At 40.5% G+C, this 21009-nt stretch carries 20 protein-coding genes and 1 pseudogene; 15 read left to right on the forward strand and 6 right to left on the reverse strand.

The window, feature by feature from the left end; genetic code table 11:
• The 6 genes and pseudogenes from VK159_RS23005 to VK159_RS23030 form a co-directional block, all read left to right on the forward strand.
• Window positions 1-651: pseudogene (locus tag VK159_RS23005) on the forward strand (hypothetical protein); the annotation flags it as partial.
• A gap of 149 nt (window positions 652-800) precedes the next feature.
• A complete protein-coding gene (locus tag VK159_RS23010) occupies window positions 801-1502 on the forward strand; it encodes an outer membrane beta-barrel protein (RefSeq protein WP_324232527.1) in 702 nt (233 codons plus the stop codon).
• Window positions 1503-1645: 143 nt separating this feature from the next.
• Window positions 1646-3313 carry a hypothetical protein gene (locus VK159_RS23015; RefSeq protein ID WP_324232528.1) on the forward strand — a complete coding sequence of 556 codons (1668 nt, stop codon included), beginning with the start codon at window positions 1646-1648 and terminating at the stop codon, window positions 3311-3313.
• 107 nt (window positions 3314-3420) lie between these two features.
• On the forward strand, window positions 3421-3867 hold the full coding sequence (locus VK159_RS23020; RefSeq protein WP_324232529.1) for a VOC family protein: 447 nt from the start codon (window positions 3421-3423) through the stop codon (window positions 3865-3867).
• Window positions 3868-3909: 42 nt separating this feature from the next.
• Complete coding sequence (locus VK159_RS23025; RefSeq protein ID WP_324232530.1) at window positions 3910-4536, forward strand: endonuclease III; 627 nt, start codon at window positions 3910-3912, stop codon at window positions 4534-4536.
• 94 nt (window positions 4537-4630) lie between these two features.
• A complete protein-coding gene (locus VK159_RS23030) occupies window positions 4631-5860 on the forward strand; it encodes an FN3 domain-containing metallophosphoesterase family protein (protein WP_324232531.1) in 1230 nt (409 codons plus the stop codon).
• A 32-nt stretch (window positions 5861-5892) separates the two neighbouring features.
• On the opposite strand, the gene VK159_RS23035 is transcribed toward VK159_RS23030, so the two are convergent.
• Window positions 5893-6393: a DinB family protein gene (locus VK159_RS23035; protein ID WP_324232532.1), complete on the reverse strand. Its 501-nt coding sequence runs from the start codon at window positions 6391-6393 to the stop codon at window positions 5893-5895.
• A 77-nt stretch (window positions 6394-6470) separates the two neighbouring features.
• A complete protein-coding gene (locus VK159_RS23040; RefSeq protein ID WP_324232533.1) occupies window positions 6471-7151 on the reverse strand; it encodes a YafY family protein in 681 nt (226 codons plus the stop codon).
• A 92-nt stretch (window positions 7152-7243) separates the two neighbouring features.
• On the opposite strand from VK159_RS23040, the gene VK159_RS23045 reads away from it, so the two are divergent.
• Together VK159_RS23045 and VK159_RS23050 are read left to right on the forward strand one after the other, a co-directional pair.
• Window positions 7244-7942, forward strand: coding sequence for an alpha/beta fold hydrolase (locus tag VK159_RS23045; protein WP_324232534.1), 699 nt, complete (start codon window positions 7244-7246; stop codon window positions 7940-7942).
• Window positions 7939-8397, forward strand: coding sequence for an acetyltransferase (locus VK159_RS23050; RefSeq protein ID WP_324232535.1), 459 nt, complete (start codon window positions 7939-7941; stop codon window positions 8395-8397). The genes VK159_RS23045 and VK159_RS23050 overlap by 4 nt, the downstream gene beginning before the upstream one ends.
• Before the next feature lie 37 nt (window positions 8398-8434).
• Here the strand turns inward: VK159_RS23050 and VK159_RS23055 are convergent, their stop codons facing one another.
• Genes VK159_RS23055 through VK159_RS23065 form a run of 3 tightly spaced genes read right to left on the reverse strand, consistent with a single transcriptional unit; the run spans window position 8435 to window position 14655 of the window.
• The gene (locus VK159_RS23055) at window positions 8435-9970 is read right to left on the reverse strand and encodes an alkaline phosphatase family protein (RefSeq protein WP_324232536.1); all 1536 of its coding nucleotides are present in this window, start codon (window positions 9968-9970) and stop codon (window positions 8435-8437) included.
• Between the two features lie 23 nt (window positions 9971-9993).
• The gene (locus VK159_RS23060; protein WP_324232537.1) at window positions 9994-11475 is read right to left on the reverse strand and encodes a SusD/RagB family nutrient-binding outer membrane lipoprotein; all 1482 of its coding nucleotides are present in this window, start codon (window positions 11473-11475) and stop codon (window positions 9994-9996) included.
• A 12-nt stretch (window positions 11476-11487) separates the two neighbouring features.
• Window positions 11488-14655 (reverse strand): SusC/RagA family TonB-linked outer membrane protein, encoded by a 3168-nt coding sequence (locus tag VK159_RS23065; RefSeq protein WP_324232538.1) that lies wholly within the window; start codon window positions 14653-14655, stop codon window positions 11488-11490.
• Between the two features lie 267 nt (window positions 14656-14922).
• On the opposite strand from VK159_RS23065, the gene VK159_RS23070 reads away from it, so the two are divergent.
• The 6 genes from VK159_RS23070 (at window position 14923) to VK159_RS23095 (ending at window position 18878) form a co-directional block, all read left to right on the forward strand.
• The gene (locus tag VK159_RS23070; protein ID WP_324232539.1) at window positions 14923-15720 is read left to right on the forward strand and encodes a HipA family kinase; all 798 of its coding nucleotides are present in this window, start codon (window positions 14923-14925) and stop codon (window positions 15718-15720) included.
• Window positions 15698-16084: a DUF3037 domain-containing protein gene (locus VK159_RS23075; RefSeq protein ID WP_324232540.1), complete on the forward strand. Its 387-nt coding sequence runs from the start codon at window positions 15698-15700 to the stop codon at window positions 16082-16084. Before VK159_RS23070 ends, VK159_RS23075 begins: the two co-directional genes overlap by 23 nt.
• An 11-nt stretch (window positions 16085-16095) precedes the next feature.
• Entirely contained in the window at window positions 16096-16413 is a 318-nt protein-coding gene (locus VK159_RS23080) for a CHY zinc finger protein (RefSeq protein WP_324232541.1), read from the forward strand.
• Between the two features lie 142 nt (window positions 16414-16555).
• Window positions 16556-16990, forward strand: coding sequence for a hypothetical protein (locus VK159_RS23085; protein WP_324232542.1), 435 nt, complete (start codon window positions 16556-16558; stop codon window positions 16988-16990).
• Window positions 16991-17039: 49 nt separating this feature from the next.
• Window positions 17040-18014 (forward strand): ABC transporter ATP-binding protein, encoded by a 975-nt coding sequence (locus VK159_RS23090; protein WP_324232543.1) that lies wholly within the window; start codon window positions 17040-17042, stop codon window positions 18012-18014.
• Between the two features lie 114 nt (window positions 18015-18128).
• Window positions 18129-18878: a sterol desaturase family protein gene (locus VK159_RS23095; RefSeq protein WP_324232544.1), complete on the forward strand. Its 750-nt coding sequence runs from the start codon at window positions 18129-18131 to the stop codon at window positions 18876-18878.
• 75 nt (window positions 18879-18953) lie between these two features.
• Here the strand turns inward: VK159_RS23095 and VK159_RS23100 are convergent, their stop codons facing one another.
• Window positions 18954-19397, reverse strand: coding sequence for a cold-shock protein (locus VK159_RS23100; RefSeq protein WP_182801370.1), 444 nt, complete (start codon window positions 19395-19397; stop codon window positions 18954-18956).
• Between the two features lie 364 nt (window positions 19398-19761).
• Here VK159_RS23100 and VK159_RS23105 point away from each other — a divergent pair, with 364 nt between their 5' ends.
• Window positions 19762-21009 (forward strand): DEAD/DEAH box helicase, encoded by a 1248-nt coding sequence (locus tag VK159_RS23105; protein ID WP_324232545.1) that lies wholly within the window; start codon window positions 19762-19764, stop codon window positions 21007-21009.

A 21009-nucleotide genomic window follows, 5' to 3' on the forward strand; every position in this document is an offset into this window, starting at 1 on the left:
CCTGCCGTTTTTTCAACAGCCAATGCTGAATGGAAAGATGTTGACCCGATGTTCAGTCCTGATGGAAAAACAGTATTGTTTCAATCAACCAGACCTGTGCTCGGTCAACCGCAACGTAAAGGCTTTGATATATGGCAATCAACCAAAACAAAAACCGGATGGAGTGAAGCAAAACATCTCGGTAATTTGATCAATACCGATTCTTCTGAATCATTTGCGTCTGTGACTAAGAATGGTACGATCTATTTTATGAAGACGAATGAAGATGGCAAAGGTAGTTCGGATATTTATTTTTCAAGAAAAGTAAAGGGCGTATATCAAGCAGCACAAAATATTGGTTCGCCTATTAATACAACTGAGCGGGAATCGAATCCATACATTTCTTCAAAAGAAGATTTCATCATTTATTTTTCAACAAATCCAAAAGGATATGGCGAAGTTGATCTTTATATTAGTTTTAAAAAAGATGGCAAGTGGACATCGCCGAAGAATCTCGGCCTTCCTATCAATTCTGTTGATGCAGAGTTTTGTCCTTTCGTGCATGAAAAAGAAAAACGCATCTACTTTGCACGACAGAAAAAAATTGCAGGAACCAATCGTTATGTGGAAGAATTGTATTGGTTCCCGTTTGATGTAAACAAGTATCGTTGATCTTGCTCAACCGTTAACTCAATAGCAACAGCCTGTAACTAACTTACAGGCTGTTTTCGTTTTCTGCCGTAAATAGTTTTACACCCGATGCAAAACGAAGAAGACACAACGTATCTCTTCGTGTAAACCTAAACTTAAAACGATTTACAATGAAAGCGATTTATGGATCACTTATGTGTTTGCTTGTTGTGATACAAAACTATGCCCACAGCAATCAGCCTGATACTTCCGGACGGGGAACTAAAAAAGGAAATGTTGAATACAGTTGGAAAGTTGAAGCGGGTGAATCATTTTCAACCATGTCTGTGTCTGATCTCTCGCCACGTACAACGCTCAGCCCAAAATTGTCTTTTCTTGGCGGCATCTCCTTTGTTGCTGATGACTTTCGCATCGGACGATTGGTAATTAGCGCACAGTACCAGCAAGGAGGCGTAAATGTTGCAACAAAGGATATTGACGGAGATGGAAGTACAATCTCATTACACTATCTCAAAATTCCTGTACAGTATCATTTTTATATTGGCCGTTCGAAGCGTTTATTTGCCGGCGGCGGTGGATATATTGCTCCGTTATTATCACACCGTTCAGAACAGATGAGTCTGAATTTTGAAAAAATAACAAATCATGACGCAGGGGCCATGGCTTCCATTGGATTTCGCTTCACACCACGGTTTATTTTGGAAGGAGGTGTACAGAGAGGATTTGTAAATGTTGATGTATCAGAAGCACGCCGTTCAGCACGCAATGGCATGGCTTTCGTGTTGCTGAGTTATACAATGGGTTCTTCAACATCAGCACATATGAAAAAAGCACAACTTACATGTCGCAAATCAACTGATAAAGACTATTGATGGCAATGAAATCATTTTGTAGGTTTACGGTTAATGGAGGGCAGGATTCATTCCTGCCTTTGTTGTGTTCGTTCCTGCCGTTTATCCAATTTTCATCGCTATTTTTTTTGAGCAGATTATTTTTGCATCCTATTTTGCTGATTATGAAAAAAACAACCTTATCAATCATTCTTCTTTTTCTTACACTGCAGTTGGTGGCGCAGGATGCAAAACAACTGGCATACCAATTTGATCTTGCGCCTGATAAAAGGCAATTGACGATTTCTCTTACGTTTACCGGTTCTAAAAAGGGGACAACTGTGTTACAGTTGCCAAACGAGTGGGGTGGTTTATCCTTTCTTTATCGCTCCATTGAAAATTTAAAAGTAGAAGGCGGATCTTACACGTATAAAGAAGGTGATAGTTCACAAGTGATCATCAGTCATAAACGTGCTGCAAAACTTCGTTTACACTACCAGGTAAGCACTGCAGTGCAGGATAGTGTGCCGGATAACAGTGATCGTTATAAACCGTTTATCAGCAGTAAATACATGCATTTTATCGGAACAACATTTCTTGTACATCCGGCTGATACGGCAACGGCTGTTTATACAATTGATATCAACTGGAAGGGAATCCCTGCAAACTGGAAATTTCTCAGCAGCTTTTCCACGGAAACAAATCACAGGATCAGTAATACAACACTTGAAGCTTTTACCGGAAGTCTGTGGACGGCAGGTGATTTCAGGGTTTACAATTTTGACGTGAACGGGAAGCCGGTCTATCTTGCCATTCGTGGTAGCTGGCAGTTTACAGATACTGTATTGTACAACATGGTGCAGCGAACAGTTTATTTTCAACGGAAATTCTGGAACGATTATGCCATTGATCGTTTCAGTGTATCACTGGTGCCGTTGCGAATAGAAAACGAAGACAGCTATAGCTATGGGGGCACTGCTTTAACCAATTGCTTTACCAGCTTCGCAACACCGGTTAAAAATATCCAGCTGTCGAAACTCTTGTATTTGTACAATCATGAATTGATGCATTACTGGATCGGCAACAGCATTAAAGTAAGTGATCCGGAAGAATTGATGTATTGGTTCAGCGAAGGGTTTACCGATTATTTTACGCATTTGAATTTATATGAGAACGGCTTTATTAACAAACAACAATACCAGCAAAGTATTGATTCGTTATTGGCTGTTCACTACAATAATCCGGCACATGAATCAGCAAATGCTGTGATCAAAGAAAAATTCTGGACCGACCCCGTTATTCAAAAATTACCATACAACCGTGGTTTTGTATTTGCATTGTATGCCGATGCAAGTTTACAACATGCAACCAATGGTAAAACACGGTTAAAGGATGTTATGCAGGAATTGTTAAGCGAAGCACGAAAAGGAGAACGGGTGTCTGTTGCCTCTTTTACAAAAGCAATGGAGAAGTATATTCCCGCAGGTTTTTCTTCCGCAATGGAGCAATATATTCATCAAGGGAAATTTATTTCGCCGGATGCATTTAACGCAGTTACACAAAACAGTTTTGAAATACGTGCTGTACCTGTATTTGCGTATGGTTTCACAACCGATAAAGGTGGTTTGGCAAAAGATGCTGTTGTTACCGCCGTAGAGGAAGACGCATCTGTTCTTAAAGCCGGTTTACAAAAAGGCGATGTGTTGAAAGGGTATAGTATTTACGGTGATCCTTCAATGGAGGCAAAATTGTTTGTACTGCGAAATGACAAACGTGTTGAGATAACCTTTTATCCGACTGTCAATAAAAAAATGCTGCAATTAAAACCTGGTAATGCCTGGTTAAGCAAGTAGAACGTGGTGCGCAAACAACCCCTCAGATTGTCGTTATTACACCTTTTAATCCTTGCAGAATGGTTCTATGTTTGTTGTGTTCATCAACAACAAAAAACTACATCATCATGCAAAAGATCACTCCGTTTTTATGGTTCGATGGCAATGCCGAAGAAGCCATGAATTTTTACTTATCTGTGTTTAAGAATTCAAAGCAAATTGCAACCATGCCTGGCCCCGGCGGTTCTGTAATGGGCGTTACTTTTGAATTGGAAGGATTGGAATTCCAGGGACTGAATGCAGGGCCCATGTTCAAGTTCAACGAAGCTGTTTCGTTTTTTGTAAAGTCCGATACACAAGAGGAGATCGATTATTATTGGGAAAAACTTACAGCCGATGGTGGAGAGGAAAGCATGTGTGGCTGGCTGAAAGATAAATTTGGTTTAAGCTGGCAGATCGTTCCGCCAATTCTTGGGAAATTATTAGGCGATCCTGACCGGGAGAAAGCGGGCCGGGCAATGCAGGCTATGATGAAGATGAAGAAGATCATTATTGCCGATCTGCAAAATGCATAAAGGTATTTTTTGTAGATTGCTGTATATCTTAAACCATTCATCATGCCAACAAAAACCAACTGGCCGGAAGCCATTAAACCATTACTGAAAAAATACAAAGGCAAACAACATCCGCTGGAGTATAAAAATACTTATCAATTAGTGGTGATGGTGGTATTGTCTGCTCAGGATTCTGACAGAAATATTAACAGCCTTGCACCAAAATTATTCGAAGCATATCCCAATATGCAGGCATTGACTAAAGCAACAGAAGAAACCTTATTCCCTTTCATCAGCAAGGTTCGGAATTTTGGTAACAAAGCAAAATGGCTCACAGGCATTGCAGAAAAAATAAAAAAGGACAGTAGTATTCCTGATACGTTGGATGCGTTGGTTGAGCTGCCGGGTATCGGAAGGAAATCAGCTTGCGTAATTCTTCGTGAAAGCGGAAAGCCTGCAGAAGGCGTTATTGTTGATCTGCATGTGGTGCGTGTGGCACCAAGGCTTGGTATTGCAACAGGAACTGATCCCAAAAAAATTGAAAAACAGATCATGGAAGTATTACCGCAGAAAGATTGGGATGCAGGTATGGCGATGTCGTTTTTAGGACGGGAGATCTGCAGGCCAAAACCGAATTGTGAGAAATGTTTGATGACAAAGGTTTGTGAATATTATAAAGCCAACAGCTAAACCCAATTTGTAAAATCAGGCCGTTGGTTGTAATATTGGGCTGTAGCTGATTGATTTATTCGATCACTGCAAATGAAAAAGCCCATCCTTGAAAATGGAAAACCAAAAACCATCCTTTAACCGCCGTAAATTTTTAACCAATGCAGCAAAAATTGCAGGCGTTGGTGCTGCGGGTTATATCTACATCCGGGGCTGTAATACCGATGATAAAGCAGTAGTAGTTCCTCCGCCAATCATTCAACACGAATTTCTTACACAGCCATACCTGCATACACTTGATAACAGGCAAATGTATATCCGCTGGATCACTAACCGTAACTGTTACAGTTGGGTGGAGTATGGCGAAACAGCTGCACTTGGTAAAAAAGTTCATGCTGTTACAGATGGATTGGTAAATTCAAATAACCGTGTGCATGAAATTATCCTGGAAGATCTTGTTCCGGGAAAAACATATCAATACCGTGTGGCTTCCAAAGAGATCAGGCGGTATGATGAAGATGTTCCCTTCTTTGGCGAAACTATCTATAGCAAAACATATACTTTCAACACAGTTGCTGAAGATGCAGATGAAGTGAATCTTCTCGTGTTGAATGATCTGCACGATACGCCATCATCATTTCCGCATTTGTTGAAACTGAACGGTAACGATCCTTATGATCTTGTTTTTCTCAATGGAGATATGTTCAACTATCAAACAGGAGAGGAGCAGATCATCAACCATCTTATTACACCTTGTACAAATGACTTTGCCATACAAAAGCCGCTGTTATTTGTAAGAGGTAATCATGAAGTGCGTGGACCATTTGCTCATCAATTGAAAGATTATTTCTCTTATCCACAGGGATATTATTTTCATTTTCAATGCGGACCTGTGTTTGCAATTGCACTTGATACAGGAGAAGATAAAGAAGATGATAAACCTGTGTATGCAGGACTTGCTGCTTTTGATGCATTCAGAGAAAAGCAAGCGGTATGGATGGAGAAAATCATGCAATCAGAAGCTTACAGGAATGCACGGTATAAAGTAGTGTTCATGCATATTCCGCCGTTTTACTCAAATGATGCGCATGGAAGTGTACATAGCAGAAAATTATTTTCTCCACTATTCGATAAATACAAAGTTGATCTTGTTGTTTGCGGACATACGCATGTGTATGGTGTGCATCCACCTGTAAAAGGTCAGCATGAATACCCGATCGTTATTGGCGGCGGCCCGTCCCCGGGCACAAGAACGTTAATAAAGATCATAGCTAATCAGCAACAATTGAAATTGCAAATGCTTGATGATGCCGGTAAAGAAGTTGGAAAGTACAGTATAACATAACCGGAGCTTTTGCAAGCCCCGGTTAATCTGCATTAATTAAAATTCTGTTCATCAGCACTCGGCCCATAGCTGCCCGGAATAGGAATATCGAGCAAACGAAGATATACGCCTAATTGCGCACGGTGATGAACTACCTGGCAAAAGCAGTGGCGCAAAAAATCACGTTTTAATTCGTTACTGTAAATGGCATCTCCACTGCGCAATACCCACCGGTCGGTGAGCTGTTCATCTTTTGCAGCTGCTAAGGCATTTTTCCCTTCTGATAGTGACTCTTCAAAGTAGCTGAGTAATTCCTGTTCATTTGCAATGGGCACAGGTTGGTAAGGGTTGGCCTCAAAATCCAGTTCTTTAGTATTGATCACCATATTGATCCACGTGGGTAACTCAGCAACATGCGTGGCGAGTTGCTTTAACGTCATACTTTTTGGATGTGGTTGCCAATGAAAAAGATCAGCCGGCACACGCTCCAGCATTTTACGGGTTGTTACAGCTTCGTGGTTGAGTTCGTTGAGAAATGATTCGGTAAATGTCATGATGTTTTGATTTTGATACAAAGCAACAATGACCCGCTGACAACCCTATGGCAGTGTGTTTTTCAACTTCGAAAAAATTAATAACTCACCGGCAATTGCTTCATGAATTCAGATATGCTGATATGGTCTTTTTTCTGAAATGGCTGGTCAGATACCTGCAGACTTTTGATACGCATCAACTTAAAATCACGGTAATCTTTTCTTAAATAGCACCAGCCGATCAGGTGCCAACTGAATGCATAATAAATGAGACCAATGGGTTCTAACTTGCGTTTACTGCTCTCTTCTTTGGCATTTGTATAATCGAGATAAATGATTGTTTGATTGGTGATGGCTGCCTGTAATTGCGACAGGTATTCAAAGTTCATTTGAAGGTTAGGGTGCATCTGCATGCGAATGCTGTTATCGAGAAAATCCAGTTTTTCTTTTTGGGTGGATCGGAGAACAGCCTTTACTTTATTCAATGCAGACGAGTAGTGTTTCTGGATCGATTTATCAGCAAAGCCATACACCAGCGATTCCGTGAGTAACAATGCATTTGCTTCTTCGCTGCTGAAAGCAACAGGCGGCAGAAAATAACCCTGCACTACAAAATAACCACGGTTCGGTTCAAAACTCACCGGTATGCCCAATTCCACCAATGCTTTTACATCACGGTAAACAGTCCGTACGCTGATGTTGTATTTATCAGCGATCTTTTCTGCAGGAACATATTTTTTCGATTGCAGCAGTGTAACAATTCCTAAAAGGCGATCCATGCGGTTCATACAGTAAAGTAAATGGATTTTTTGTTTACCTGAAAAATTCAATGCCTGTTGTTGTGCTGCTGAAAAATGAGTTTATTTATAGAATGAAACATCTCCTGTTATTGCATGGCGCCGTCGGCTCAAAGGATCAATTACAACCATTGGCTGATTTATTGAAGAATGATTTTAGTGTTCATCTTTTCAACTTCAGTGGACATGGGGGCAAACCCTTTGTGCAAGAACCTTTTTTAATAGAAGCATTTGCAAATGAAGTAGGAGAATATCTTTCAACGCATAAAATTCAACAGGCATCGGTATTTGGTTACAGCATGGGTGGTTATGTAGCTTTGTATCTTGCTAAACAACATCCGCAACTGCTCAGCGAAATTGTAACACTCGCTACAAAATTTCAATGGGATGAAATGATAGCAGCAAAAGAAGTGGCTATGTTGAATGCAGAAATAATCCTTGAAAAAGTACCTGTATTTGCGGAGCAGTTAAAACAGCGACATGCACCAAATGATTGGAAACTTGTATTGGACAAAACAAAAGCAATGCTCGTGCAAATGGGAAAAGAAAACCCACTTCAACTAAACGATTATACAACTATTGAACAGCCTGCGTTTTTATTGCTTGGTGACAATGATAAAATGGTTACAAGAGAAGAAACTGAAGCCGTACAAAAAGCATTGCCAAACAGCCGCTTTCAACTGCTGGAGCAAACAGCCCATCCTATTGAAAAAGTAAATAATGTTGTGCTTGCCGATATGATCCGTGAATTCTGTAAAACAAATTCAAGATGATCAGGGTTGCAACAGAAAAAGATTACCCGGTTTTAATTGATGTATGGGAGCAATCAGTAAGAGCTACCCATCATTTTTTGCCGGAAGATTATCTGCAGGAAATTAAATTGATGTTACCAGCCATCTTCCCCACGGTACCCATATACGTATATGAAGATGAATTAAAACGGATTCTTGGGTTTACAGGTGTGGCAGAAGGAAAAATTGAAATGCTCTTTCTTCATCCGGAAGCAAGAGGGAAGGGTATTGGTAAAATATTGCTCCATTACTCAATGCATATCCTCGGCGCATATGAGTTGGATGTGAATGAGCAAAATGAACAGGCTGTTGGATTTTATCAGCACATGGGCTTCACCGTTATTGAGCGAAAGGAAACAGATGGTTTGGGCCGGCCGTTCCCGTTATTACACATGATGTATGATGAATCAGCATTGCCAGAAAATAAAAACGGATAGAGTGAAACTCTAACCGTTTTTATTAATCTCTTCAACATTATTGACCCGTTGATGTTTGTTTTTCACGAATCACCTTTGCAAAGTTGATGTATTGATAGTTGTCAAGTGTTGTACGGTTGAGTATCAGTTTATAAATGCCGTCTTTAAAATTCACTGAAGTTTCAATTACATCATTTTTTACAATTGGTTTTGCTGTTGTTTTGCTGTTAATGAGTAACTCGTGCATTACACGACCGTTCACTGTGGCAGGAATGGGCAATTGGTGAAGGTGAAGAATAGTAGGTACAAGATCAACATTTGAAGTTGGTAAATCGCTTTCAAATGATTGTTTGAAAGAAGGGCCTGATGCCAACAATGCAATATGCACTTCGTACGGACTTAAACTTCCATGTCCGGCAACACCTTTTGAATAACTGGTACCTGCGTAGCCAGCGGTATTTTTTTCATCGCTCCAGTTTACATCCACCAATATGTCGGCCATTCTTTCTACATGATTCCAATGAATGCTTTCAAACGAAAGTGTACCGGCAATATGTCCTTTCATATCGCCTTTCTTGTTTCCCTTTGTAAAAATGGCGCCGATCCATTCTTCTGCCTGTAATGCAGTTACGATCTGCTGCAATAAGTCTTTGTTATGATCTTTAATGTAAATAGCACCACCTGCCACCACAACATCATCCGACTCTTTTTCTTTTTTTAATCCTTTTCGGATGAGAAATTCAACAAGCCCGTCTTTTCCAACATGCGTAACAAATCCATGATCGGTTGAAATAACAATGTTGAAATTATCGGCTAAACCTTTTTGTTCAAGATCGGCAAGGATTCGGCCAAACTGCTCATCCACCGATTTTATCGAAGCTATTGCAGTAGGCGAACCAATACCATCTGCGTGTGCAGTTCCATCAGGATCAGAAAACCAGATTGCACTTACCAGCGGCCCATCCAAACGCAATCCATATTTCATCAATGCGTTAGTGATCCATTCGTGCCTTGCTGTATTTGGTTTCGCAGCAGCAGGAATAGTGCCTACTTCTGCAATCACTTTTTCTTTGATGCTTTCCGGTAAGATCATAGCAGGATTAATAACTGCCCCGCTTACCGTATGGTTTTGCATCAACGCCTGACCGGTAGTGCCAGAGCTGAACACCATCATGTCTTTACCATGTTGCTTCAATACTTCTCCCAATGAAATGGCTGTAATTAAATGACCATCCAGTGCTTTGCTGATGGCATTTAATTCAGATGCATCTCCTGTATTTAAACTTTTAGTTGTACTAACCTGTGGGAAATAAACACTGTTGCCCATTAAACCATGCGTACCGGGATAGCTGCCCGTTGCATAAGATGTTGCATTTACTCTTGTTACAGTAGGAAATACACTGTGGTGTGCTTTTCCATAACTTGATCGTTTGCTGAATGCATGGAGGTTGGGCATTCCTTCTGCTGTAATATAATCCGGTCGTAAACCATCAAAGAAAACGATCAATGTTCGGATGCTGTCGTTTTGCTTTGTCTGCCCATACATTGTGCACGCAAGCATCAAACACAGTATGAAGCCGATATTTTTTTTCATGTAACTGTTGTTTTAAGATGTAATTATTTATCCCACCAAACTTTCACATCGCTGTTATCTCCACCCATCGCTGTTTGTGCAGCAGCCAGGTTTTCGGGATTGAGCGATTGTAAGTAAGTAGGATAGGGTACACGTGAAGGAAATTTATTTTCAGCCGGAATGCCATTTCCCCTTGGTAAAACAGGATAGCCTGTTCTTCTTTTTTCAAACCACGATTGGTAATCTACAAAGAAATACGCATAATACTTCTGCAGCATGATGCGTTCAAGTTGTTCTTCAGTAGCTGCATTTTCATCATATACCACTCCCGGCTGTGTTAAATAGCCTGCAGGCATTGTAACAGCCCATTGATTCATAGAGGCGGTGATACCTGCTTCGTAATGTTGCTTGGCTGTTTTACCTGTAACAAATCCTTTCAATGCTAACTCCGCTTTTATAAATTCTACTTCTGCATATGTAAACATTACACCTAGCGATGGAAGTGTCCGCATGACATCATTGTAACTTGAATTGGCACCAACCTGGTATTCAGTTGTGGTTGGATAACCGCTTTCAATTCCACGATATACACTTGCTCCGTTTACTGTAATTGGGCGTATCCATACAGTTCGTCTCGGATCATTATCTGCATTCATTTTATCGAGAAAGAATTTTGTGAAATAAGTACCATCTCTCCACTCCAGTTGCCTCGCATTATAATACGGATTGAAGTAAGGAAACGTACCGGGGAACCGGAAGATCGCTTCATCAGCATTTGAAGTAAATACAGGAAACTGTGCAGGATTGGAAAGTATTGCATTGATCTGTTCCGTAATGTTCAGCTCACCATCTCTTTTCGACAAACGCAATAATAAACGAAGCTTAAGTGAGTTTGCAAACTTCTTCCATTTTATAATCCCTGCATTGCTGTTGCCACTTACTGTATTGGCATTGTACAGCATATCGCCACCAAACGTGAGTGCTTTGGTTGAATTGAAAAGAACAATCGCAGTATCAAGATTTTTCAACAATTGGATATAAATATCTTTCTGCTTGTCAAAAGCAGGTTGAAAAATTCCTTCTGTTGCTTTGCTTGCCTGCGAAAAAGGCACATCACCATACAGATCTGTAAGAATAGAGTAAGCCCATGTTTTATAAACCAGGGCAATGGCTCTGTAATTATCTTCTTTCAATGTTGTGGCAATATTGTAAATGTCTTCAATATCGATGAGATAGTTATAGAAATTGCTCCATACACCAGCACCCGGGTTTACCACGTAACGATGTAATCCCTGTCCGCCGGGGCTTGAACGTGGTGCATCAACCTGCATCAGCTCATGAGTAAATCCACGGCTTGCCTGTATACTGGTACTCACAATACGATGTTGCAACTGACCCAGCATTACACCCGGTGTAATTTGTTTCGGTCTGTTGGGATCTGTATTTAGCTCTTCGAATTTTTTTGAACAGGCTGCCAGCAGCAACACTGCAACAAGAAGCGTGGAAAAAGAATATCTGAATTTCATGCTTGTTAGGTTTTAAAATTTAAATGTGAGGTTGATACCCATGTTTCTTGTAGAAGGGAATTGTGTTAACTCAACACCTGGTGTGAGTGTGCCATTATTCAGGTTGCCACCTTCCGGATCGAAGCCGGGAAATTTAGTGAAATTGAAAAGCTCACGACCATAGAGTGCTACGCTGGTTTGTTTTACCAATAACTTACTCAGTAAACGTTGGGGCAGATTAAATTCAAATCGTACTTCACGAATTTTCAGGAATGATGCATCGAAAATATTTGTTTCAGCATTGCTGATCTGGTAATAATTGTCGTAATACGAACTGGCTGCAACGTTTCTGGTATTCGGTTCATATTTCTGTGTAGCACTGTTGTAAACAACACCCTGTCCAACAATACCGTTATCACGACCCGGTAAGGTTACTTTTGTTTTACCGAGGGTATTGTTCTTGTGATTGGTTTGTGAATACATGCTGCCGCCCATTTGTCCATCCAGTAAAATACTGATGCGGAAGTTTTTGATCATGAACTCATTGGTTAAACCTGCTTTCCAATCGGCAAACGCATTGCCCCATCTTTTCTGAACAGGATCCAATTGTGCAGGTAATCCGTTTGAACCATAAATGATCTGCCCGTCAGGGGAGCGTTGAAAGCCTCTTCCATACATATCACCCATTCTTCCACCAACTCTTGCCTCAATGGAAACGTTACTTCCATGTGAATAAATCACCTGGTTAGTAATGCCATCAGCAAGTTCTTTTACATAGCTTCTGTTTTGGCTCCAGACTAAAGTTGTGGTCCAACTGAAATTCTTTTTCACAACAGGTTTTCCTGTTACGGCCACTTCCACACCACGACTGTTGATCAAACCGGCATTCACTAACGCACTGCTGTAACCGCTAACAGGATCTAATGGAATCGCCAATATCTGGTTACGACTGTTGTTACTGTACACAGCTACATCAAACGATAAGCGGTTGCGGAACAAACGAAGATCAATACCCGCTTCATAACTCGAAGTGATCTCAGGTTTCAGATCGGGATTAAACAATACAGAAGGGTTAGTGAAGTTGTTGCCATAAATACGATCGTAATATTTATCGGTTTGATAAGGTCTTGTATCGTTACCAACCTGCGCCCATGACATACGAACTTTGGCAAAGGAAATTTTCGATGGTAATTCAAACATGTCCGATAAAATAAAACTTGTACTTACCGATGGATAAAAGAATGAATTGTTTTGATAGGGTAGTGTACTCGACCAATCGTTACGTCCTGTTACATCTACAAAAATCTGATCACGGAACGAAAGCTGACCGGTACCGTAAACACTGTTGATCGCTTTTTTTGTTTTCAATGGATCAGCAACTGCCTGATCTAAACTGTTTGAAATTTGATAGATGCCGGGTTGTGCCAACTGATCGGCATACATGCCTGCAAAATCATAGGTTTGACGCATGAGGTTGCCACCAACTGACACATTGTATTTCCAATTACTGCTGATCTTATTGTTATAACTCAACAACGCATCTGTATTCGACTCATAACTGAAAACATTCTGTTCACGAAACATCCCTCTTGGATATTTCGTCATGCTGAATGGACGTTGCTGCGAACGATATTCAAATGACATATCCATTCCTGAACGAACTAATAATTCCAGGTTATCGTTAAATGTGTAAGTGGCTGATACATTACCGATCACGCCATGTCTGTTCATTTTGTTCAGCATTTCATAAAATGCGAGATAGGGATTATCTGGTCCTGGGTTAAACCGGTTGCGTTGTTGTACATTTTCCAAACCCGGTTCCCAATAAGGTTTAAACCATTCAGGACGGATATTTGGAGCTGTACCAATAATGAGAAAATACATTGTTGATTGGTTATTGTAACCAGCACCGGGAAGATTGTCACTTTTTTTATTGGTATAATTTACTCTTCCGTTAATGCGAAGCTTATCTGTTATTTTTTGATTCACAGATAATGCAGCATTGTATCGTTCAAAACCATAATTTGGAAGTATCCATTGATTTTTCAAATGAGTAAGTGATAACCTTGCACTTCCTTTATCTGAACCACCTTCAATTGAAATGCTGTTGGTAATCGTTGAACCCAACCTGAAATAGCCGGAGATATAATCTTTGTGTGCAACCCATGGAGTTCGTTCACTTGCTTTACCACTTGGCGTATTGGGATCGTACTGAAAATATTGTTGACCATTAAATTTCGGTCCCCATGCCCGACCTGCTGCAACGCCAGTTGAGGTGTTCAAGCCATCTTGGCTATCGAGATAGGAATAATAAGCAGATGTCCGCCCTTCGCCATATTCAAATTGGTAATCGGGCCAGCGGTTCACCTGATCAAGACTATAGTTCATGTTGTAGGTGATGCCTAAGCCTTTGTCTTTGCGTTGACCGCTTTTTGTGGTGATGATGATTACACCACCCGATGCACGGCTGCCGTACAATGCAGTTGCGCCTGCTCCTTTTAATACTGATATTTTTTCAATATCATCCGGGTTAATATCATTTACTGCTGAACCATAGTCAACAGGATTATCCTGTGAAAGATGCGAAGAGAAACCTGTGCCAGTTATTTTATTACTAACAGGAACGCCATCAATAATAATCAGTGCCTGGTTATTATCAAGATTTAATGATGATTCTCCACGCAAAGTAATGCGTGATGAACCCATAGGGCCTGCTCCCGTCCCCTGAATGTTTAATCCGGCAACTTTTCCTGTTAAACTGTTGGCCCAGTTGTTCGTTCGTGCATCCTTAACCGCATTCTCTTTTACTGTTTGCGCTGCAAAGCCAAGTGATTTTTCTTCCCGGCGTATGCCCAACGCTGTTACTACCACTTCTCCCAGTATTTTTTCATCAGGTTGCAACTGTAATTTTACATTGTTGCTGCCATCGTAAGACCATTCCAGTTCTTTGTAGCCGGTATAACTGATAATGAACACATCTTTTTTTGTGAGTACTTTCGGTGGGCTAATACTGAAGTTGCCTTCTGCATTTGTTTGAGTTGTTGCAGATGAACCTTTAAGTTCAATGGTTGCTCCCGCTAAGGGCTTGCCGGTACTGTCGCTTATGATACCTTTAATTGTTTGAGCGGTGAGAGATGTTGTTACAAGCAATGTTAATATCAACAGCATTACCTGTATTGAGAGAAAAGTGAAACGTTTCATGCGCAATTGGTTTTGAATTGCAAATGTGAACGGTGAACATTGTGAACGAACAGCTTTACAGTTTCTTAATGAGGGAATAACATTCAGGTAAATATTTCATGATGATTTCATAATAATTCCGCAACAGAAAGTTTAACAGGAATGGTTAAGAATAATAGTTACATCTTTCATTTCATGAAACAATGCACCTTCTTTTCACATCTTCTGTTTTTGTTTTCAACCAATCTTATTATAGCTTAGCAAAAATTACTGGAACAGCAAGCAACAATGAGTATTCAACCACCCGATATCAGAACTGTGCAGGTAACACGCTATGTTACGCCTTTGCGTGAAGGTGGTTCATTGCCCGCTATTGCTGAAGCTGATGATGGATTTTTATATGTATTGAAATTTCGTGGAGCAGGGCAGGGAACAAAAGCATTGATCGCCGATGTGATTGGTGCTGAAATTGCAAGGGCAATTGGTTTAAAAGTTCCTGAACTTGTTTTTGCCGAACTGGATGAAGCCTTTGGTCGCATGGAACCCGATGAAGAGATTCAGGATCTGTTACGTGCCAGTGAAGGATTGAATCTTGGCTTACATTATTTATCCGGCGCTATCACATACGATCCTGCTGTTGCAAAAATTGATGCAACAACTGCGTCAAAAATTGTTTGGCTCGATGCATTACTCACCAATGTAGATCGTACGGCACGCAATACAAACATGCTCACATGGCGAAATGAATTGTGGATGATCGATCATGGTGCTTCATTGTATTTTCATCATTCAGGATATAGCTGGGAAGAGCAGGCGTTACGACCTTTTGTGCAGATCAAAGATCATGTGCTGTTACCACAGGCGAAAAATATTCAGGAAGCTGATACAATGTTGAAACAGGTATTGGTTCCTGAACTCATTCAGGCAATTGTTTCTATTCTTCCTGATACATGGTTGAAAGATGAAGAAGGAAAACTTTCGGCTGATGAAATAAGAAATGTTTATTATCAGTTTCTAACAACAAGAATAACACATTCATCCAATTTTGTAAACGAAGCGATTAATGCAGGAAAAATTCACATTTGAGTATGCCATCATACGTGTAGTGCCACGTGTTGAACGGGAAGAATTCCTGAATGTGGGTGTTATTGTATTCTGCAAACGCCCCGCTTTTCTTGAAATGAAATATGTGTTGGATGAGAAGAGGATACTGGCACTGTATCCAAAAATTGATCTTGAAGATGTGCGGCAGCATCTGCAGGCATTTGAGCAGATCAGCAAAGGAAATAAGGAAGCAGGTCCCATTGCATTACTCGATCATGCGGCAAGGTTTCGTTGGCTCACAGCAAAGCGTAGTACGGTTGTACAAACATCGGCAGTACATCCCGGCATTTGCAGTGATGCTGAAAAAACAGTCGAGAAACTGCTTGATCAATTAGTGGTAAGTTAAACGAAACAGAAATGATTGTAGTAAAAGGAAAAACAGTTGATGAGCAAACACGTTGCACCCATTATCATTCTCTGCTTGATGTAATTGCCATTAAGTTTAAATGCTGCGACACTTACTATCCCTGCTTTTATTGTCATGAAGAAACAGCCGGACATAAAGCTGAAGTCTGGAACAAAAGTGAATTTGATACTAAGGCTATTCTTTGCGGTGTATGCCGGCATGAAATGACCATCAATCAATATCAACACAGTAATTACCAATGCCCGAATTGCAGCAACAGCTTCAACCCCAAGTGCAGTAATCATAATCATCTCTACTTCGAAGTATAGCCATTGTACTCTTTTTCCAATGCTAAAAATGGATGTTAATCAGTTGAAAAAATAACATTCGTCATTACCTGCCTGTAGCAGATTTTGGACTTTTATACCTGTTATTCAACACACAATTCTTTAACGATTTAATGTAAGTAATATGAAAAAAGAGTATTGGATCAACGTAAAACACGTTGATAACAGGCTGGTTATATTCCTGAACGGCGAAACGGTTTGGGACAGTGGTATTGTTCATGGTGATCCTGAGATCAACCAATTCATCAACATCACTGATCTCCTCCACGAACATCCGGAATACAGCAGCGAACTGATCTTTGAAGGCTTTAACGACACTTATAGTTCTAACGGTGCTGACGATCAATTGAACCCATGGCATTTTCAATACAGAGTGTTTGCAAAAACGATTGATGAAAATGGCAAGGTAGTTCGTGAAATAGATCTCATAAGGCCTTATAATGAGCGCCATCTTTCCAATCCCAACATAAAAGCCATTGATAACAGCTATCAACTAGCAATGAAGGAACAGGAATTTAAAGTGATCTCACATTCACTGGCTCAACGTTACAGTCAGTAAGGATCGTTCAAACAGTTTGCTGTATTAAGCTTATGTTCTATTTTCGGGCATGGCTTTTCTGGAGGTAAATGGTTTGTATAAAAAGGAGGGAGATACGGATGCAGTGAATGGCATCAGTTTTACACAAACTGCTTTTCAAAAAATTGGTATTGCGGGCGAAACAGGATCGGGCAAAACAACACTGCTGAAAATGATTGCAGGGTTGGCTCAACCCGATGCAGGTGAAGTTTATTTTAATGATGAGAAAGTGTTAGGCCCATGGGAGCAACTTATTCCCGGCCATAAAGGCATTGGTTATTTATCTCAACATTTTGAACTCCGGAATAATTACTGGGTGGGTGATTTTTTAGAGATGGCCAACAAACTCACACCTGAGCAAGCCATGCAGATCTATACTGTTTGCCAGGTTGAGCATTTGCTGCGTAGAAGAACACATCAGCTTTCAGGTGGCGAAAAGCAACGTATTGCATTGGCAAGACTCCTTACCGGTTCTCCTCAACTTCTGATATTGGATGAACCGTTTTCCAATCTAGATTTTCTGCACAAACAAACAATGAAACAGGTGATCCATGATCTTGGTGATCAGTTGGGCATTACCTGTATGATGGTGAGTCATGAACCAGCTGATCTGCTTTCATGGGCCGATACATTGTTGCTGTTGAAAGATGGACAAATTGTACAGCAGGGAACAGCACAGCAAGTATATCTTCAACCGGTGAATGAATATGCTGCCGGTTTGTTAGGCGATTATAGTTTGATCGATACATCAGCCATTCATTTTGAAACGGATGTTACAGGCAATCAGCAAAAACTTTTTCTTCGTCCACACCAGGTGCAGATCAGCACAAATGGCATCTCATCTTTAAAAGGCATTATTGAAGCTGTGCATTATCGTGGCGCTTATACGTTGCTTGAAGTGGTATTGCAACAGCAACATTTTTTTGTGTTGCATACAGGTCGTGTACCACAAAAAGGAGAGGTGCTTGGTTTTAATATTCCTGCAGGCGATCGCTGGTACTTATAATTCACTGGCTTTTTTATCACCGGTTTTGGTTAGATATTTCCCTGAGTGAGGGATTGTGTAAGGTATTGTAATGATGGAGTTTTGCATATCTGTTGAAACAATAAACATCAGTATATGCCATCACCATTAGACCTTTTACTCGATCCTATTTCACTTGCCATCCTTGGCATGTATGCAGCACTCATGTTGTGGGAAGCTGCATTTCCCGGCCGCAAACTTCCTGTTATAAAATACTGGAGGCTACGGGGTATCCTAGTCTTCTTTTGCTATTTCTACATCTCATCTTACCTGCCATTGTTTTGGGCAAGTTATTTACCATCTGCACAATTGCTCGATCTGTCAGGTATCGGAACTATTGGCGGAGCAGTTGTTGGTGTGTTGTTGTATGAGCTTGGGGTGTATGTATGGCATCGCAGCATGCATCGCAATAAATATTTGTGGAAGATGTTTCACCAGATGCATCACAGTGCAGAACGTTTAGATACCTATGGTGCATTTTATTTCAGCCCATTGGATATAATTGGCTGGACCGCTTTAGGCACCATTTGTTTTTCGATACTTACCGGGTTCGAACCACAGGCCATCACTGTTATTCTGCTGGTGACAAATTTCTTCAGCATCTTTCAGCATGCAAATATTAAAACACCTGTATGGTTGGGTTATTTTATTCAGCGGCCTGAAAGCCATACTGTGCATCATGCAAAAGGTATTCATGCCTATAACTATTCTGATCTGCCCTTGTTTGATATACTCTTTGGTACATTCCGTAATCCGTCAGCCTACGAATATGAAACAGGATTTTACGATGGTGCTTCAGCACGTATAGGAGATATGCTGTTGTTCCGTGAAGTAGATAAGCCGTAGCGATCAATAAAAATACCTCTAACAAAAAAAGGTATCGCATTGAGCGATACCTTTTATATTTCAGTCACTGAGTTTTTAAACAACCTGTTTCACATTAATGGCGCTTGCACCTTTATGTGTCATCTCCACTTCAAAACTCACTTTGTTATTTTCTTTGATCGCTTCTTTCAAACCATTCACATGCACAAACACACTTTCCTGGGTTTGAAGATCCTTAATAAAACCATATCCTTTTGATTCATTAAAGAAGGTAACAATACCTGTTCTGATGAGATCGGCAGGATCAACAGGAGCCTGTTTAGGCACACCAATCTCTATATCTTCAAGTTTTACTTTTCTTACTTTGCTGAGGTCGGGAGGTGTAGCTGAAATGTTTCCATTCTCATCTACATACGCAAGCATATCATCAAGCGTTTTTGTTTTTGAATTCTCTTTACGCTCTTGTTTGCGTTCTTCTTTTTCCTTTTTTGTTTGTTGTTTTTTCTTTTCTCTTTCTTTTTTGTTCCAAGTATCAGCCATACGTATAAATGATTTAATGATAAAAGAATCCCCGTTGCCGGAATTGCCAAAAAGTTCTGAGAAAAAGGGATTGTAATTTCTGAAGACTGGTTAAAGGTACGATTTTACTGCCGATCAATCAGCGAAAACTATGTGCTGCTTCATTCACTTTTACGAATTGTGGAAAAAGCCTGCGATTGAGCCCTTTTAAAATAAATACCTGCATTGGCCAAAAAAAAGGTAGTTTTGCTTTTCTTATTGTTATCTCTCCCTGTTTGTGTAGTAGTTACCCTCCTCAAATATGTGATGTGTTAACCTAAGGCAGATAATGTATCAAATTCTTTTTTGATAGCCTTATCACATTTTTAAACTAAAAAACTTTTACGTGTTATTTAACGAATTACAGCTCATTGAGCCTGTATTACAGGCATTGAGCAAAGAAGGCTACAGCAGCCCCACACCTATCCAGGAAAAAGCCATCCCCGCCATTTTACAACAAAGAGATTTGCTTGGATGTGCGCAAACCGGTACCGGAAAAACAGCCGCATTTACCATTCCTGTTTTACAACTCATGCATCTTGAGCAACAGCAATCAGGTAAAAAGCAACCGCAGTTACAAACGCTTATTCTTACACCCACACGTGAGCTGGCCATCCAGATCGGTGAGAGTGTAAATGCATATGGTCATTTTCTCAACATTAAACACCAGGTGATCTTTGGTGGCGTGCCGCAATACAGCCAGGTGCAGAATATCAGACGTGGTGTTGATGTTATTGTTGCCACACCCGGTCGTTTACTCGATCTGATGCAACAAGGTCATATCAATCTCAACAACATCAAATACTTTGTATTGGATGAAGCAGATCGTATGCTTGATATGGGTTTTGTGCATGATGTAAAACGCATCATTGCCAAATTACCATCCAAGCGTCAAACATTATTTTTCTCGGCAACCATGCCTCCTGAAATTCAACAGTTAGCATCTATGTTGCTTACCAACCCTGTAAAGGTGGAAGTAACACCGGTATCATCTACCGTAGAAATCATTCAGCAATCAGTTTATTATGTTGAAAAGCAAAATAAACTTCCGTTGATGGTGCAGTTGCTGAAAGACCATACCATTGAATCGGTACTTGTGTTTACACAAATGAAACATGCAGCTGATAAATTAGCGAAGAACCTGAACAATGCCGGTATACGTACTGAAGCGATTCATGGAAATAAATCGCAGAATGCAAGACAAAATGCATTAAGCAATTTCAAGAAGCGTAAAACACGTGTGCTTGTTGCAACAGATATTGCTGCACGTGGTATTGATATTGATGAGTTAACGCATGTGTTCAATTTCGAGTTACCAAACGTTCCTGAAACGTATGTACACCGTATTGGCCGTACAGGAAGGGCAGGAGCAAGTGGCGTTGCCATTTCGTTTTGTGATTGGAGTGAGAAGACATTCCTCACCGATATTCAGAAACTGATCAAAAAGCAGATCGATGTTGTAAAAGATCATCCGTTTGACATCAGCTTTATGCATAACTCACCTGTAGCAGCATCAGCTGGTGCGGCACCTGTGAGTACTATGAGAAGTGCGGGTGGTGGTCGCCGTTATGGGAAAACGTTTTCACAACGTTGA

This window comes from Lacibacter sp., from assembly GCF_035299325.1.
Lineage (GTDB): Bacteria > Bacteroidota > Bacteroidia > Chitinophagales > Chitinophagaceae > Lacibacter.